The organism is Paraglaciecola sp. T6c (assembly GCF_000014225.1).
Classification (GTDB): domain Bacteria; phylum Pseudomonadota; class Gammaproteobacteria; order Enterobacterales; family Alteromonadaceae; genus Paraglaciecola; species Paraglaciecola atlantica_A.
On the sequence record NC_008228.1, the window covers coordinates 3638416 to 3655910 of the forward strand.

Sequence of the window (17495 nt, forward strand, 5' to 3'; positions counted from 1 at the left end):
AAAAAAGGGCTTAGCAGTGTATGTTGCTAAGCCCTTTTTAGTGGTGTGTGCAGTTTTGTAGCGGGGTTATCCCACCAGTGCTAATAAGATACCTGCAGCCACTGCCGAGCCAAGTACACCGGCCACGTTCGGGCCCATAGCATGCATCAGCAAGAAATTATGCGGGTTAGTTTCAAGACCTACTTTATTGACGACTCGCGCGGCCATGGGCACAGCAGATACGCCAGCAGCGCCAATCAATGGATTAATTTTCTCGCTGGAAAGTTTACCCAAGGCTTTAGCCATCAAAATACCTGCAGCAGTACCAATTGAAAATGCTATTGCTCCTAAGCCCAAAATACCCAAGGTTTCGATGGTCAAAAATTTATCTGCTGATAGTTTAGAGCCAACCGCTAAACCAAGAAATATCGTGACGATATTAATCAATTCGTTCTGAGCAGTATTGCTTAAACGGTCAACCACCCCCGACTCTTTCATCAAATTACCAAGGCAGAACATTCCAACTAATGGGGTTGCCGAAGGTAAGAACAAAATCGTCGCCAATAAAACCGCTAAAGGGAAGATGATTTTCTCACGCTTGGAGACCACTCTCAGTTGTGCCATCTTGATGTTACGTTCGTCTTCAGTGGTCAATAGGCGCATTATTGGTGGCTGAATAATAGGCACCAACGCCATGTATGAATATGCCGCAACGGCAATGGCACCTAATAATTCCGGCGCTAATTTCGAGGCTAAAAATATTGCAGTTGGTCCATCAGCTCCGCCGATGATGGCAATTGCCGAAGCATCTTTTAAAGTAAATTCAAACCCCGGAACCAAATTCAATGCAATCGCGCCAAACAAAGTACCAAAAATACCAAACTGAGCGGCTGCACCCAGCAGCAGCATTCTCGGGTTAGCGATTAAGGCGCTGAAATCGGTCATAGCGCCCACCCCCATAAATATGAGTAGTGGGAACACCCCAGTTTCGATCCCTACATAATAGATGTAGTAAAGCAGACCGCCCGGATCGCTAAACCCTGCCAATGGAATATTGGTTAAAATGGCACCAAAACCAATGGGCACGAGTAGTAAGGGCTCGAACTTCTTTACGATCGCCAAAAATAGCAACAAACACCCAACAGCCATCATGACAATCTGACCAATTTCGAAATGGGCTAACGACGTGCTTTGCCAAAGTAAGGTTAATTTATCCATAAATAATCCCTACGCCAACGTCAGCATCGTTTGGCCAGACTGCACTGCATCACCTTCTTTAACCAATATATCTTGGATGGTACCTGAAGCGGTGGAGCGAATTTCGGTTTCCATTTTCATCGCTTCCATGATGACAATTACATCGCCTTCGCTGATTGAATCACCTGAGCGCACGAGCAACTTGAAAACATTACCCGCTAGCGGTGCTACAACATCTTCACCTGCAGCGGATACCGGGGCAGATGTAGCTGGTGCACTATTTTGAGGGGCTGTGCCTGCTACCTGAATATCTGTCAGCTCCCCGCCTTGGGCCACTTCAACAGCGTAGACTTTTCCATCAACTCTTACAGAGTAGGATTCTGTGGCTTTACTTGGTGTCGCACTCACCGCTGCGCTAGCGTCAATATTGTCAGCGGTGGGCACGGGCTCAAATGCATCGGGATTATGGCGATTCTTCAAAAATTTCAAGCCAATCTGTGGGAATAGCGCATAAGTGAGTACATCGTCTATCGCATTCTCAGCGAGCGTAATCCCTTGCTCTTTCGCTTGATTGAGTAAATCTTGCTCTAAGGTGTCTAATTCATCATCCAATAAATCAGCTGGTCGGCAGTTTATTGCTTCTTTGCCATCCAATACACGTGCTTGTAGCTCAGCATTCACTGGTGCGGCGGTGGCGCCATACTCGCCTTTTAATACACCAGCCGTTTCTTTGGTAATACTTTTATAACGCTCGCCGGTTAGCACGTTAAGTACAGACTGAGTACCGACGATTTGAGAGGTGGGAGTGACAAGCGGAATAAAACCGAGGTCTTCACGCACCCGAGGAATTTCCTTAAGGACTTCATCTAATTTGTCCTGAGCGCCTTGCTCAACTAGCTGCGATTCCATGTTAGTCAACATGCCGCCGGGCACTTGAGCTAATAGGATACGTGCATCTACCCCTTTCAAACTGCCTTCGAATTTAGCGTACTTTTTACGAACGTCTCGAAAGTAAGCTGCTATTTCAGCCAGTAAGGGCAAATCAAGGCCTGTGTCTCTTGGTGTATCTTCAACAATCGCCACCATGGTTTCTGTCGCACTATGGCCATAGGTCATACTCATAGACGAGATTGACGTATCCAGCATGTCGATCCCTGCGTCAATCGCCTTCTGATAGGTTGCTGTGCTTAAACCGGTAGTAGCATGACACTGCATGGCGATAGGCACGCTCACGGTCTCTTTGAGGCGCGTAATAAGCTCTTCACATACATACGGCTTAAGCAAACCGGCCATATCTTTTATACAGATAGAATGTACACCCAAATCCTCTAACTGCTTTGCCATATCAAGCCACAGCGGCAATGAGTGCACGGGACTTACAGTGTATGAAATGGTGCCTTGGGCATGTGCCCCTACTTTGATTGCTGCACTAAGAGCCGTTTTGAGGTTACGAATGTCATTCATTGCGTCAAAAATACGAAAAACATCTACACCACTGGTGTGAGCTCGCTCAACGAACTTTTCGACCACATCATCAGCATAATGTCGATAACCTAACAAGTTTTGTCCGCGTAAAAGCATTTGTTGCTTGGTGTTTGGCATGGCCTTTTTAAGCAAACGAATACGCTCCCATGGATCCTCGCCCAAGTAACGAATGCAGGAATCAAATGTTGCGCCGCCCCATGTTTCTAAAGACCAGTATCCGACCTGATCAAGCTTTGCCGCAATGGGCAGCATATCTTCAATTCGCATTCGCGTAGCAAGTAATGATTGGTGTGCGTCACGCAGCACTACATCCGTGATGGCTAGAGGTTTTGACATCTTGGGTTCCTATTAAACAATAAGTAAAAATTAACGTTGGCGACGGTACTGATCAACAGCGGCGGTAATAGCCGCAACCACGGGCGCGGAAACGCCTGACTGATTAGCTGCGGGCGTTGCGCGGTTGCGAGTCTGGTTGAGGACGGACAATTCTTCTTCGGGAAATTTAGCACACACCCATGCAATCAAATTAACAGCGCCAATTAATAAGGTCAGAAATAGAAAAACCACTGACATCCCCACTAAGAGGAGCATTCCAGCTTCAAGTAATAACGACATTACATCAGGTTGCATAGTTAGTATTTCTCCGGTAACTGACAAAACGACCCGATAAGTACCATGTGCACTGAAATAACACAACTTTTAAGGCGGTTTAAAAAGGAATAAAAAATAAGGAATAATTCACTTTTCTTGCATGAATACCCAATAAATAGCTATTACACCTGCCTACTCTACATGTTGTAGAGAAAGATCAGGCTAACATTGTCTAGTAGTAGATGATAAGCAGCGCGTCAAAATCGTGAGGAAGCGCTAAAAACGAGTGTGATAAATGGGAGAGCGAAATTCTGAGCAAAAAAAAACCCACTGAAATCAGTGGGTTTTTAATGTGGTGCGCATGGAAGGATTCGAACCTCCGACCACCTGGTTCGTAGCCAGGTACTCTATCCAGCTGAGCTACATGCGCAAAAACAGGACAATTTAATATCAGACTATTTATATTAAACTTAATAATGGTGCGCATGGAAGGATTCGAACCTCCGACCGCCTGGTTCGTAGCCAGGTACTCTATCCAGCTGAGCTACATGCGCAAAATCGTTATCGAATAAAACATATTAGGCACTCTACCTTGTTTTACTCAAGCTTACTTCCTTTAGTCTAAGCTTCTTAGCAATCTAATGATTACCGTTTAAGTTATGGCGGAGAGGGAGGGATTCGAACCCTCGATACGAGTAATACGTATGGTTCCTTAGCAGGGAACTGGTTTCAGCCACTCACCCACCTCTCCGGAAAACCGCTAAATTGTTGCTACTGATTTAGTCTTAGTTTGAGTATTATGCCAAAGCATAAACCATCTTACAAAGGCCTTATTTACTTAACTTCCGTAGCGTTGGAAGCGCCTTTCACCGTTTGGTGTCTCTCCTAAATCTGGAGCCGAAGTTTACCGACACACAGGAGTAAGTCAAACACTTTTTATAAAGATTCTTACTGCTTGCTGGTATTTTAAGCTGTTCGTACAAAAAGCGTCTTAAACGTATGATAATTCATCGCTAAAATGCGTATATCATGAAATTAACCACGGTTCTTTCGCATAAAAAAAGCTGGGTAAACCAGCTTTTTTTTATCAGAAAAAATAAAATTAATTATCTTCATCCGATGATGATGAGTCATGTCCTGCAAGCTGACCATTTTTTTCAGCTTGAATTCGCATGTAAATCTCCTCTCTGTGCACAGATACTTCTTTAGGCGCGTTAACACCAATTCTTACCTGATTACCTTTTACCCCTAATACCGTTACTGTGACTTCGTCACCGACCATTAAGGTTTCACCAACACGACGGGTCAAAATTAGCATTTTTTAGCTCCTTATCCATTTACAAAAAATAATCCCTAATTTAAAACTAGCGTATCCCTTTGAAATAACCAAAGAATTACACACTCGACGCTTCCTTATTTTTGTTGTCACGGCAAAAATTCGTCGGTTTTACATTTACAGCCTTTCTTGCAACCACTCTGAAACAGAGGCAATCGCAGTGTCTAAGTTCTCAGGTTGAGAGCCACCAGCTTGCGCCATATCAGGACGTCCGCCACCTTTTCCACCTACTTGCTGAGCCACAAAATTGACTAACTCGCCGGCTTTCACCTTGTGGGTTAAATCCTTCGTAACGCCAGCAATTAAACTAACCTTATCGCCAGTTGCTAACCCTAAAAGGATAACGCCACTGCCGATTTGATTCTTTAGATCATCTATCATGGTGCGTAAAGCCCCACTTTCAATGCCTTGTACATGATAAGACAATACTTTTACCCCATTTATTTCGTTTATCTGGGATAAAAGATCACTCCCCGCGCTATTAGCTATTTCCTGCTTAAGTTTAGCGACTTCTTTTTCGAGCGTTTTAGTCTGCTCGATAAGTTGAACAACGCGCTCACCCGCAGAATTAACATCCGTTTTTAAGACTGCGCTAATAGAACTTAGTTCGAATGTCTGTTGCTGTACATGTTGGAGTGCAGTCAAACCTGTTACCGCTTCTATTCGTCGCACGCCTGACGCGATACCGCTTTCTGAGATGATTTTGAATAATCCAATATCACCAGTGCGTTCAACGTGCGTACCGCCGCACAGTTCCATCGAGAAACTCCCCATGGACACCACGCGCACATCATCATCGTATTTCTCACCGAACAAGGCCATCGCACCAGCTTCTTTTGCTTGCTCTAAGCCCATTAGTTGAGTTTGCAAAGGATGATTAGCGAGTATCTGCTCATTCACCATGGTTTCCACAGCCAGCACTTGCTCTTTACTCATCGCTTCAAAATGCGAGAAATCAAAGCGCAAGCGATCCGCTTGTACTAACGAACCTTTTTGGTTTACATGCTCACCAAGAATCGATTTCAGTGCTGCGTGCATTAAATGCGTCGCGCTGTGGTTTAGCTTAATTGCATGGCGACGAACACCATTAACCTTTGCTAATACGCTATCTCCCACGCTTAGCTTGCTAAGGGCAGCGCCTTTATGGGCGATTGCTTTCCCTAACTTAACCGTATCTTTTACGCTGAAACCACCCGCGTCAGTGACTAACGTACCTGTATCACCAGCTTGACCACCCGCTTCGGCATAAAATGGACTCTCATCTAAAATAACTGTGCCCTCAGCACCTGCTGCTAATTCGTTAACTGATTGCCCTTTGAAAAACAGCTCAGTGATTGTTGCAGTGTTATCTTCATGTTCATATCCCACAAAGATTGACTCTAAATCGCTGCGAAGTTGCTCGTTGTAATCCACGTCAAAGTTACTGGCTTTTTGGGCTCGTTTTCGCTGCTCAGCCATCGCCTGCTCAAACCCTTCCTCATCAATGCTCAAACCTTTCTCTCGGGCTACATCATTGGTCAAATCTGCTGGGAAGCCATAGGTATCATAGAGCTTGAAGACCACATCACCCGGTACCACTTTACCTTCAAGCTCGTTCAATGCATCGTTTAGAATTAGCATTCCGCGCTCAAGCGTACGGGAAAACTGCTCCTCTTCCACTCGAAGCACTTTTTCAATCACTGCACGTTGTTCGTTTAGCTCTGGATACGCGTCGCCCATCTCTGTGGCCAATGCTGCTACTAATTTATAGAAAAACACGCCGTTTGCACCCAGCTTATTACCGTGGCGCACCGCGCGGCGGATAATACGACGCAGTACATACCCTCGCCCCTCATTCGATGGCATGACGCCGTCTGAAATAAGGAAACTACAGGAGCGAATGTGATCCGCCACCACGCGCAACGATTTGTCTTCAAGGCTTGTTACCCCAACAATCTTTGCAGTGGCTTTTATCAAGTTTTGGAAAATATCAATTTCATAGTTGCTGTGCACATTTTGTATAATAGCCGAAATACGTTCTAACCCCATCCCGGTATCGATAGAGGGTTTAGGCAAAGGCAACATGTCACCATTGGCTTGACGATTGAACTGCATGAAGACCAAGTTCCAGATTTCGATAAAACGATCGCCATCTTCCTCCGGGGAGCCAGGAGGACCACCCCAGATGTGTTCACCGTGATCATAAAATATTTCAGAACAAGGCCCACAAGGCCCGGTGTCACCCATTGACCAGAAATTATCTGAGGTGGCAATACGAATAATTTTTTCTTTAGGAATGCCAATGTCGTTGTGCCAAATGTCAAACGCCTCGTCGTCCTCTGAATAAACAGTGACTAATAACTTGTCTTTCGGCAGTTTCAATACTTCGGTTAAAAAAGACCATGCATAACCAATGGCTTGGTGCTTGAAATAATCACCAAAACTGAAGTTACCTAGCATTTCAAAAAAGGTGTGATGACGCGCCGTGTAGCCTACATTTTCTAAATCATTATGTTTACCACCCGCTCTTACACACCGTTGAGATGAGGTTGCACGTGTGTACTTGCGTTGTTCAGTGCCTAAAAACACATCTTTGAATTGGTTCATACCCGCGTTGGTAAATAACAATGTGGGATCGTCGCTTGGAACCAGAGACGAACTAGAAACTTTTTGATGCCCTTTGTCTGCAAAAAAGTTTAAAAAGGCTTGTCGAATTTGCGCTGTGCTCTTACTCATGGATGATCCTGAAACAACATTTAATGATTTGAGGGTAAAAATGGCCTCAAACGGCCATTTTTAACTATTTATTAGTCGGCAAAGATAGCATGTTTTTTGCTAACTTGTTAAGGACTTCAAGGCACTTAGCGCACGCTTTTCATTGCCCGAATTTGTTCATGGCTAAAGCCTCTGTATTGCATAAAACGATTACGCTTTTGTTGCTCCTGCCAATCCTTCGCGGGCTTATGGCCAAACTTTTTTTCAGCTACTTGAATGGCGAGCGCATCCCAATCGATCTCTTGCTCGGTAATAGCAATGTCGATGAGCTCAGGCGCAATAGCGTGCTGACTCAGCTCACTACGTATGATTTTTTCACCTTTACCTTTTGCTACTCGGCTGCGCACAATCATCTCGGCATAACGTAGTTCGCTTTGAACGTCTGCTTTGTTAAATTGAGCAATACGCTCTTCGCATAACCCCTTGTCATACCCCTTAGCTGTCAATTTCTGCAACAATTCGTGACAACTATGCTCGCGCATCGATAAATATTTGGTAATACTATATTTAATGTTCTTACTGTCGTTATCTGTCATATCAGGTAATATATTCACCCATCAAAGGGATCCTGTAGAGTGTTATGCGCCAAATATTTGATTTTAAATTTCTAAGCAGCATAGAGCAAATAGACAGTGAGAGTTGGAATGCGATTGCTGAGCAAAGTGACCCATTTCATCAATATGCTTTTATTGAAGCACTGGAGCTTTCAAAATCTGTGGAAGCCAAAACAGGCTGGCACCCGCAACACCTCACAATTTATCACAATGACACTTTGGTAGGCATTCTACCTTTGTACACAAAGAATCATAGCTATGGGGAGTACGTTTTTGATTTCGCTTGGGCTAATACCTATCGCGAGTACGGTCTAAATTACTATCCCAAATTGATCTGTGCCATCCCCTTTACTCCGGTGCCAGGTTCAAGGTTAATGTTAAAAACCGGCACGGATAAATCACAATTGCTGCCCCAACTCTGCAAAGCCATTCAAACTTACATTTCGCAAAATAGACTTTCATCTATGCATTGGTTGTTTGTGCCTGAGGATTTAAGCGCAGCGCTAAATACACATCAGCACATGATGCGCAGGGCAGTTCAATTTCAATGGTTTAATCGAGACTACCAACATTATGACGATTTTTGCGCGGCGCTTACCTCTAGGCGACGAAAGTCGATTAGAAACGAAAGAAGAAAAGTACGGGACCAAGAGGTAAAACTCGAAAGAGTATTTGCTAAAAACCTGACCCCTGAACATATCGACTTTTTCTATCAGTGTTATCAGCAAACCTACTTGAAACGCAGTGGTCATCAGGGTTACCTTAATCGCGATTTTTTTAACCGATTGTATCACTCGATGCGTGACAATATTATGCTGGTGATGGCCACGCGTGACGATCAGCTTATCGCCAGTGCCCTTTACCTGTATGACGATAAGCAGCTCTATGGCCGATACTGGGGAGCGATGGAAGACATCAATAACCTGCATTATGAATGTTGTTACTATCAAGGCATCGAGTTTTGCATTGAGCAAAATATCGCTACATTTAATCCTGGCACTCAAGGTGAACATAAGATTTTACGCGGCTTTGAACCGATTTTCTGCTACTCAAACCATTGGTTAGCTGAGCCAGCGTTTCATGACGGTGTAAGACGCTTCCTTCAGCAAGAAGACGCGGGGATCCGATCATATAAGCAAAACGCCACAGAATTATTGCCTTTCAAAGCAACGCAAGACTAGGACGCTGGTGTCACAGAATTATCACGCTCGCCGATAGAGCGCGATGGATTTTACTAAGGTTTACGCCAAATGAGCATGAAATTATTAGCAGGCATAGGCTGTTGCTCTACAAGCTCTAGCTCCCCAGCCCACTGCGTTAACTCTGCTATATCGCGTATGCCACCACAGTCTTCATTCAACAAGTGTTGGTTGAAATCATGATTACTTTGGCTAGTGAACTCCCCGTTTATCGTAAACGGCCCGTACTGACAAAACACACCACCTGAGGGTAACTCTTTAGCTACTGTCTGCATCATGATCTCAGCTTCATGAGGTTGCATAATGTGAGTGGTGTTCGCGGTATATACGCAATCAACGCGGCTGACAGGCCAATTATCAGCCCCGACTTGAAACACCACAGGTTGGTATAGATTAGGTGCCGGCAAGTCATCGAGCCAGGCTTGAATACTAGGGTGGTTATAGGCTAAATCACTGGTTTGCCAGTTTAAGTGGGGTAACTCTGGGGCAAAATACACGGCATGCTGGCCTGTGCCAGAACCAATTTCGAGTAAATGACGACGATCTTTCAATGCGCTTTTTAACACCGCTAGGATCGGTAGGCGGTTATTTTCGCATGAGGGACTATAACGTTTTTCAGTCATCTTACTATGAATATCCTTGTGCAGGTTGTACTGCAATAGCATTGGCTAATGGCTAAAAGCACATCGAATACAGTACTAAGCATGTAGATTCGGGCCTAACCATTTCTCAGCTTCCAACTCAGTCCAACTTTTACGCGTCGCGTAGTCGAGCAACTGATCTTTTTGGATCTGTGCAACAGCGAAGTAACGCGCATCGGGATGAGAGAAGTACCAGCCCGAAACGGCAGCCCCTGGCCACATGGCGTAACTTTCGGTCAATTTCATACCTGTGTTCTTCTCGGCATCAAGTAAGTCCCAAATGGCTTGTTTTTCAGTATGCTCAGGACACGCCGCATAACCTGGTGCAGGGCGAATACCTTGGTATTTTTCACGAATGAGCTCTTCGTTACTCAGAGATTCATCCGGTGCAAAACCCCAGATTTCTTTGCGTACTTTCTCGTGTAAATACTCAGCAAAGCCTTCTGCAAGACGATCTGCAAGGGCTTTAACCATGATCCCGTTGTAGTCGTCACCATCGGCGATGTAGGCCTCAGCGAGTTCGTCTTCGCCTATACCTGCGGTCACTGCAAACGCACCAATGAAATCCGCTTTTTGCGATGACTTAGGTGCAATAAAGTCACTTAAACAGTTATTAAAGCCTTTGGCCTTTTCTGTTTGCTGACGAAGGTGATGACAGACTTCTCTAACATGAGTGCGCGTTTCGTCTGTATAAACTTCTATATCATCTTCAACCCTATTTGCAGGGAAAATCCCCATGACACCTTTCGCTTGCAGCTTTTTGTTTGCACACAAGTCATCAAGCATAGCGTTGGCATCATCGAATAACGACTGTGCTTCTTTACCGACTACGTCATCTTGTAAAATTCGAGGATACTTGCCAGCCAATGACCATGTTAGGAAAAACGGTGTCCAGTCTATGTAAGCGCGCAGCTCTGTCAGCTCTACAGACACGGTTTGAACACCTAATTGTTTAGGTACAGGCGGTGTGTACTGGCTCCAGTCGAAGTCAAAGGCGTTAGCTCGGGCTTGCTCTAAGGTGACGGGACGACTGCGAGGCTTCTTACGGGCATGTTGCTCTCGAACCACGTCATATTCTTTGGAAATTTGCTCGGCGTAAGCAGGCCGATGCTCTTTTGATATCAGCTTTTGGCAGACACCAACAGCACGACTGGCATTGGGCACGTAAACCACGGGTTGATCGTAATTCTGTTCAATTTTGACTGCGGTATGCGCTTTTGATGTGGTTGCACCGCCGATAAGCAAAGGTAAATCCAGACCGAGACGTTGCATTTCTTTTGCCACGTATACCATCTCATCAAGGGATGGGGTAATAAGCCCAGACAAACCAATCATGTCGACGTTTTCGTCTTTGGCTACTTGCAAGATCTTAGCGCAAGGCACCATCACGCCTAAGTCGATAATATCGAAGTTATTACACTGCAAAACCACCCCAACAATGTTTTTACCGATATCGTGAACGTCACCTTTTACCGTCGCCAACAAAATCTTACCGTTCGAGCTGCCAACTTCCTTGGTGGCTTCAATGAAAGGATTTAAATAAGCCACTGCTTTTTTCATGACTCGTGCAGATTTAACCACTTGAGGCAGGAACATTTTACCCTCACCGAATAAATCCCCTACTACATTCATGCCATCCATTAATGGCCCTTCAATTACGTGTAGCGGTTTTTCTGCTTGCTGACGCGCAAGCTCGGTATCTTCATCAATGTAATCAGTGATACCGCGCACAAGTGCATGCTCTAGGCGCTTATTCACTGGCAGGTCGCGCCATTCGAGGTTCTCTTTTACTTGCGCTTTACCATCGCCTTGATATTTGGGCGCAAGTTCTAAAAGCCGGTCAGTGGCATCAGGATGACGGTTGAGAATAACGTCTTCAACCGCGACTTTCAGCTCGGCTGGGATCTGGTCATACACTTCAAGCTGACCCGCGTTCACTATGCCCATATCCATTCCCGCTTTTATGGCATGAAATAAAAACACTGAGTGCATAGCTTCGCGTACTGGATTATTGCCGCGAAATGAAAACGACACATTTGATAACCCACCAGATATGTGGGCATGAGGTAAACCTTGTCTGATTCTGCGCGTGGCATTAATAAAGTCCACAGCATAATTATTGTGCTCTTCAATCCCCGTGGCAACCGCAAAAATATTCGGGTCGAAAATGATATCTTCTGGAGGAAAGCCTATTTTTTCTGTTAATAACAGATAACTACGCTGACAAATTTCAAATTTTCTATCTTCGGTATCCGCTTGCCCTGCCTCATCGAATGCCATTACAACGGTGGCTGCACCATAACGTTTCAGTAATTTAGCTTGATGTAAGAAGTTTTCCTCGCCTTCTTTTAAACTAATGGAGTTAACAATGGCCTTACCTTGAACACACTTTAAACCTGCTTCGATTACTGACCATTTTGATGAATCAATCATAATCGGTACGCGAGAGATGTCAGGCTCTGAGGCAATCAAATTCAAAAAGCGCGTCATTGCTGCTTCTGAGTCCAACATGGCTTCATCCATATTGATATCAATGATTTGTGCGCCGTTCTCCACTTGTTGACGAGCAACATCTAGTGCTTTTTCAAAATCACCTTCTAGAATAAGGCGTTTAAACATGGCGGATCCGGTGACGTTAGTACGTTCGCCAACATTGATAAAAGATGCACTTGCTTGGGTCATAGGTTACTCAATTTACTTAATTTCATTCACTTGCCATTTCACTAAGCCAAAACTCGTCATGGCTCAATACCACTACTTCAATCCGTATTTAGTGTACAAAGGGCTCAAGCCCAGAAAGACGTAGTTTAATTTCATGTTTTGGGATGACGCGCGGGGCAACGTCTTTAACCACGTTGGCGATAGCGGCGATGTGCTCTGGAGTAGAACCGCAACATCCTCCCACAATATTGACGAGGCCTGATTGCGCCCACTCGCGAATATGCTCAGCCATTTCATCACTCTCAAGGTCATACTCGCCAAATTCATTAGGTAAACCGGCGTTGGGGTGAGCGGATACCAAACATTCCGCCACAGTAGATACTTCATCAACATACTGACGCAACAAATCTGGCCCCAAAGCACAATTAAGACCGAACGAGAAAGGATTTGTATGGCGCATTGAATAATAGAAAGCTTCTGCGGTTTGCCCAGATAAAGTTCGACCTGAGGCGTCAGTGATCGTGCCTGAAATCATTATTGGTAACGTTTTGCCTAATGACTCAAAAACAGTGTCTACGGCGAATAAAGCTGCTTTTGCATTTAACGTATCAAAGATGGTTTCCACCATAATCAAATCAGCGCCCCCCTCTATTAAGCCATTCGTCGCTTCTACATATGCTTCAACGAGCTCGTCAAATGTAACATTTCGCTCCCCTGGGTCGTTCACATTAGGTGATATTGAAGCAGTGCGACTTGTTGGGCCTAACACTCCGGCCACAAAGCGCGGTTTGTCAGGTGTCAGCGCTGTGAATTTATCAGCGGCTTTGCGGGCCAATTTAGCCGATTCTATATTTATCTCTTTGGCCAATGACTGCATGTTGTAATCAGACATGGATATTGTGGTGGCGTTAAAGGTGTTTGTCTCGATGATATCCGCACCTGCGGCTAGGTATGCACAATGAATATCAAAAATAGCGTCAGGCTGGGTAATCGTTAATAAGTCATTATTGCCCTTAACATCACTATGCCAGTCGGCGAATCGTTCACCACGATAGTCATCTTCTTGAAAGTCATGCGCTTGGATCATAGTGCCCATTGCGCCATCTAAAACGAGGATCCGTGATCGTGCGGCGTCTAGTAATGCTTGTTCTGAGGTTACCATTGACACATTTTTTCCTTTAAAACTGATAATAAATAGGTCTAAGCTTTGTTCGACAATGATGCTAAATCATAAGGCGTATTCTGATACACGTAATAGTTTAACCAATTGGTAAACAGCAAACTACCGTGAGCACGCCAAGTAACTAAAGGCCCTTGTGCCGGGTCATCGTCAGGATAGTAATTTTCTGGCATGTTGGGGGTTAATCCCGCTTTTAGGTCACGCTTGTATTCTTGATCCAACGAATCAGGATCATATTCAGGGTGTCCCGTGACGAAGACCAATCGTTTGTCGTCTGAGGCAACTATATAAGCCCCCGTCTTTTCTGAACTAGCTAACACACTAAGTCCTTCAACCGACTCGTAGTCTGCTACGCTTATTTCACCATAACGCGAATGAGGGGCATGAAATACGGGGTCAAAGCCGCGCATTAGTTCGTTATGTTCATCCTTCACTTGATGAGCAAATATCCCACTGAGCTTTTCGTCACGCAACCTACGGTTTTTACCGTGGAAGTGATATAAGGCAGCGTGTGCAGCCCAGCATGAAAACAAAGTGGATTGCACATGGCGCTGAGCCCATTCCAACACCACTTTCATTTTTTGCCAATATTTTACGTCGTCATAATCCAACAATGCCAAAGGCGCACCAGTGACAATCAATCCGTCGTATTGCTTATCCGCCACATCGTCAAAGTTTTGATAGAACGCCTTCATATGAGATTCAGGGGTGTTCTTTGGCGCTTGATTGTCGATGCGTATCAAGTCCACATTGATTTGTAACGGCGTATTGGATAAAAGACGCAAGAACTGCACTTCTGTTTCCATCTTGTTGGGCATTAAATTCAAGATACCAACTTCCAACGGACGAATGTCCTGCATGGCAGCACGATCGGTATCCATCACAAAAATATTCTCACTATTTAGAATGCTTTGTGCAGGTAATTCTGTCGGAATTCGAATAGGCATAGTGGCTCCAAGATGTGTTTAGATAGGTTAAATCTGGAGCAAAACGCCGTAAATGTCAACATCTTTACGTCTAGACGTCTAAACGTAAAAACTGCTTAAGTTCAAAAGAGCATAACCAAGTGCTCCTGTGTTTATCATTTCAACATTTTATGGAGAGACACGCTGCGTTGCGAGATAATTAAATCGATGCACTAGGTGATTAAGAGGAGAATAACCGTGTAGAAAAGCAAGTTAACGCCAAGCAAAAACCGCAAACTTTACCTTAGGGATAATACGATATGGGCACCTGCAACGTAACTTGCTCAGTTGAATTTTAGCGTTTATGTAGATTGTAGATTAGTTCAGCTTCGGCTTTTGGCATATCACATTCGTGCATCAAATCTTCAACTGAGTAACCACTGGCCACCAATTTAGCCGCTTGTTGGTACAGGCGACTTTGGGGATCCTGACTGGCGAGTTGCTCTTGTTGGCTAGCGGTTTGTCTTACCGTAGCAACGAGTGCTTTTATCTTGTCTCCCATGCCAATGCTGCCCACGCGCACTTCCTGCAACTCTTGTTGGTTAGCAAGCAATTGCTCTTGTAATTCGCTCAACGATTCTTGTTGCCACTCATTCTGACGCTGCAATAAGGCAATACGTTTCGCCAAAACGGCGAAAGCACCGATAAATAATAAAATGGCGACCACAATAACCACGTAAATCAGATGGCTTATTTCCACAATTGCGTCCAAATCAGTTAATAACGAAACAGAGCATTAAATATTGGTTAACTCTTCCCACTCTTCATCACTTAAGAGTTTATTCAGATCGACTAAAATAAGTAACTCACCTTCTCGATTGCTTACACCTTGAATAAATTTGGCACTTTCTTCTGTACCTACATTAGGCGCGCTGTCTATTTCTGATGAGCGCAAATAAACAACCTCAGCAACACTGTCTACTAAAATGCCCACTACTTGCTCGTCAGACTCAATAATGACGATACGTGTGTTGTCCGTTAAATCTGTTGGCTCCAAGCCAAAGCGCGCACGAGTATCGATAACCGTTACCACATTACCTCGTAAGTTTATGATACCTAATACGTAATCTGGAGCGCCAGGAACAGGGGCAATCTCGGTGTGACGTAATACTTCTTGAACCTGCATAACATTGATGCCATAGGTTTCTTCCCCTAGCTTATATGTTACCCACTGCAAGACTTCATCGTTTCGATCAGATGGTACGTTATTTGATGTTTTGTCATCACTCATTTTTAATACTCCAGCAGCAATTGCTAGTTGTCTTTACTATTCATACCCTGCTGCAAAAGTGAAATTAATTGCTTCACGTTTACCAAGGCACACATCTTTTTCTTTACCATACCGCTAAGCCAAGTGCGCTTTCCGTCAAACTTGCGCCACTTAACATCTTCAGCTTGTAAGGTGATGGTGTCAATAATACGCTCACACGCCAAACCCCAACCGCTGCTATCTAGCATGATAAGATATTGATTTTTAGCTGAATCCGCCAGCTTTTCATTACATTTTTCAGGCATAACCCACATTGCAGTGTCGACAACTTTCATTTTTTCATCACGATGAAGCATCACACCTTTAAACCAGTTCGGTTTACCAAAAATAGGCGTAACATCAGCTAACTGGTGGATCCCGCCAAGCTCAGTAAGTGGCAGTGCCAGAGACAACCCGGCCACTTCGAATATAAGTACTTGAAATGCTTCATGATAAATACCTGTATCTTTAGCTACAGGGTTATCCGCGTTTTGGCTTTGCTTATTAACGGCACCGTCATTATCTACCGTGTTGACCGTCACGCTCTCGTGTTGTTCGTGGCTGGGAAGTTCGGCGTCCTTTAGACTGTGTTCAAATACTTCATCGCTAGCAGGTTGCTCGTCGATACGTTTAGCCAGCACGTTATCGCTATCAATTTTTGCAGGCTCAAGCACAACTTCACTGGAGACTGAACTAGTCAGTTCTGTATGCAACACTGAGGCAGAGTCGAGCAACTGACTGACATGCTGCAACGACGCGTTTTGCTCAATCTCTTCGGTGAGTGGCCCATCTTGCTCGACATCTTCGATAAGTAAGGAAGACAAATATTCTTCCATAACGCTTTTTTTGCCTGGCGGTTTAGCATTCATTTCGCAGCCCCTAACAAACGTAAATGACGCAACAAACTTGTGTACGCTACCACGCCTCGTGCTTTAGGCGCGTGAATTGAAGGTAACGCGTGGTTTGAACTGGCGTCTCTAAACTTAGTATCGATAGGAATTAATCCCTGCCAAACGTTATCACCATGGGTTTCTCGTAATGTGTGATAGGCGCCTATTGCCGCTTTTACGCGTTTATCAAACATGGTCGGCACTATGGTATAGCGAAACTCCTTACGTAATGACTGCTGCATAATGTGCAACGAGCCAAGCATTCGCTCTAACCCCTTGAGCGCTAAAAATTCGGTTTGAACTGGAATAATCACTCGGGTAGACGCAGCCAACGCATTGACCATGAGTACACCTAACACAGGCGGGCAATCAATTAACGCGTACTCGAACTCATCTTCGATCAACCCGAGCGCTTTTTTAAGGGTTAACCCCATGCCACTTTGATTCCCTAGCTTGCGATCTAATGTGGCTAGCGCCATGCTAGCAGGCAAGATGAACAGCGAGTCAAGTTTAGTTGGGCATAAGCAATCTAAAACAGCGCCTTTGTCTAAAGGCCCTTCGTGAATAAAGATATCGTATAAACTGCGTGATAATTCGTCAGAGTCAATACCAAAATAGTAACTTAAGGACGCATGGGGATCGGTATCGATTAGGACGACCTTTGCTCCACGCTGCGCAAGCAAACCACCTAGGGTGACTGTTGTCGTAGTTTTACCAACGCCCCCTTTTTGGTTTGCTACTGTCCATACTTTCACGATAAATACCTTTCAGTCGCCTGCTGTTTTTTTAACTCTCTATCGAAAGTGTCAAAATA

At 44.6% G+C, this 17495-nt stretch carries 15 protein-coding genes and 3 tRNA genes; 1 reads left to right on the forward strand and 17 read right to left on the reverse strand.

The features are described from left to right. Positions 1 to 66: 66 nt before the first annotated feature. The 9 genes from PATL_RS15430 to PATL_RS15470 all read right to left on the reverse strand — a co-directional run bounded on the left by PATL_RS15430 (position 67) and on the right by PATL_RS15470 (position 7896). On the reverse strand, positions 67 to 1197 hold the full coding sequence (locus tag PATL_RS15430) for a sodium ion-translocating decarboxylase subunit beta (RefSeq protein WP_006993686.1): 1131 nt from the start codon (positions 1195 to 1197) through the stop codon (positions 67 to 69). Between the two features lie 9 nt (positions 1198 to 1206). Then, the gene (gene oadA, locus PATL_RS15435) at positions 1207 to 2997 is read right to left on the reverse strand and encodes a sodium-extruding oxaloacetate decarboxylase subunit alpha (protein WP_011575765.1); all 1791 of its coding nucleotides are present in this window, start codon (positions 2995 to 2997) and stop codon (positions 1207 to 1209) included. A gap of 30 nt (positions 2998 to 3027) precedes the next feature. Then, positions 3028 to 3291: an OadG family protein gene (locus PATL_RS15440; protein ID WP_041713943.1), complete on the reverse strand. Its 264-nt coding sequence runs from the start codon at positions 3289 to 3291 to the stop codon at positions 3028 to 3030. A gap of 314 nt (positions 3292 to 3605) precedes the next feature. After that, positions 3606 to 3682 (reverse strand) — tRNA-Arg (locus PATL_RS15445). 47 nt (positions 3683 to 3729) lie between these two features. Beyond that, positions 3730 to 3806, reverse strand: a tRNA-Arg gene (locus tag PATL_RS15450). 106 nt (positions 3807 to 3912) lie between these two features. Further along, positions 3913 to 4003, reverse strand: a tRNA-Ser gene (locus tag PATL_RS15455). Between the two features lie 351 nt (positions 4004 to 4354). Next, on the reverse strand, positions 4355 to 4570 hold the full coding sequence (gene csrA / locus PATL_RS15460; RefSeq protein WP_006993689.1) for a carbon storage regulator CsrA: 216 nt from the start codon (positions 4568 to 4570) through the stop codon (positions 4355 to 4357). Between the two features lie 135 nt (positions 4571 to 4705). Continuing rightward, positions 4706 to 7303 (reverse strand): alanine--tRNA ligase, encoded by a 2598-nt coding sequence (gene alaS, locus PATL_RS15465; protein WP_011575767.1) that lies wholly within the window; start codon positions 7301 to 7303, stop codon positions 4706 to 4708. Between the two features lie 125 nt (positions 7304 to 7428). Beyond that, entirely contained in the window at positions 7429 to 7896 is a 468-nt protein-coding gene (locus tag PATL_RS15470; protein ID WP_011575768.1) for a regulatory protein RecX, read from the reverse strand. A gap of 26 nt (positions 7897 to 7922) precedes the next feature. Here PATL_RS15470 and PATL_RS15475 point away from each other — a divergent pair, with 26 nt between their 5' ends. Next, positions 7923 to 9077 carry a GNAT family N-acetyltransferase gene (locus tag PATL_RS15475; RefSeq protein WP_011575769.1) on the forward strand — a complete coding sequence of 385 codons (1155 nt, stop codon included), beginning with the start codon at positions 7923 to 7925 and terminating at the stop codon, positions 9075 to 9077. Between the two features lie 53 nt (positions 9078 to 9130). Here the strand turns inward: PATL_RS15475 and PATL_RS15480 are convergent, their stop codons facing one another. From PATL_RS15480 to PATL_RS15515, 8 genes are all read right to left on the reverse strand, one after another. Further along, positions 9131 to 9718, reverse strand: coding sequence for a DUF938 domain-containing protein (locus PATL_RS15480; RefSeq protein WP_041713945.1), 588 nt, complete (start codon positions 9716 to 9718; stop codon positions 9131 to 9133). Between the two features lie 75 nt (positions 9719 to 9793). After that, complete coding sequence (gene metH, locus PATL_RS15485) at positions 9794 to 12418, reverse strand: methionine synthase (protein ID WP_081429947.1); 2625 nt, start codon at positions 12416 to 12418, stop codon at positions 9794 to 9796. 88 nt (positions 12419 to 12506) lie between these two features. Continuing rightward, entirely contained in the window at positions 12507 to 13559 is a 1053-nt protein-coding gene (locus PATL_RS15490; RefSeq protein ID WP_041713948.1) for a homocysteine S-methyltransferase family protein, read from the reverse strand. 38 nt (positions 13560 to 13597) lie between these two features. After that, on the reverse strand, positions 13598 to 14524 hold the full coding sequence (metA, locus tag PATL_RS15495) for a homoserine O-acetyltransferase MetA (RefSeq protein WP_011575771.1): 927 nt from the start codon (positions 14522 to 14524) through the stop codon (positions 13598 to 13600). Positions 14525 to 14837: 313 nt separating this feature from the next. After that, positions 14838 to 15242 (reverse strand): DUF2802 domain-containing protein, encoded by a 405-nt coding sequence (locus PATL_RS15500; RefSeq protein ID WP_011575772.1) that lies wholly within the window; start codon positions 15240 to 15242, stop codon positions 14838 to 14840. A 36-nt stretch (positions 15243 to 15278) separates the two neighbouring features. Beyond that, entirely contained in the window at positions 15279 to 15773 is a 495-nt protein-coding gene (locus tag PATL_RS15505; protein WP_011575773.1) for a chemotaxis protein CheW, read from the reverse strand. 23 nt (positions 15774 to 15796) lie between these two features. Beyond that, the gene (locus PATL_RS15510) at positions 15797 to 16660 is read right to left on the reverse strand and encodes a chemotaxis protein CheW (RefSeq protein ID WP_011575774.1); all 864 of its coding nucleotides are present in this window, start codon (positions 16658 to 16660) and stop codon (positions 15797 to 15799) included. Further along, positions 16657 to 17436 (reverse strand): ParA family protein, encoded by a 780-nt coding sequence (locus tag PATL_RS15515; RefSeq protein WP_011575775.1) that lies wholly within the window; start codon positions 17434 to 17436, stop codon positions 16657 to 16659. The genes PATL_RS15510 and PATL_RS15515 overlap by 4 nt, the downstream gene beginning before the upstream one ends. Positions 17437 to 17495 lie beyond the last annotated feature (59 nt).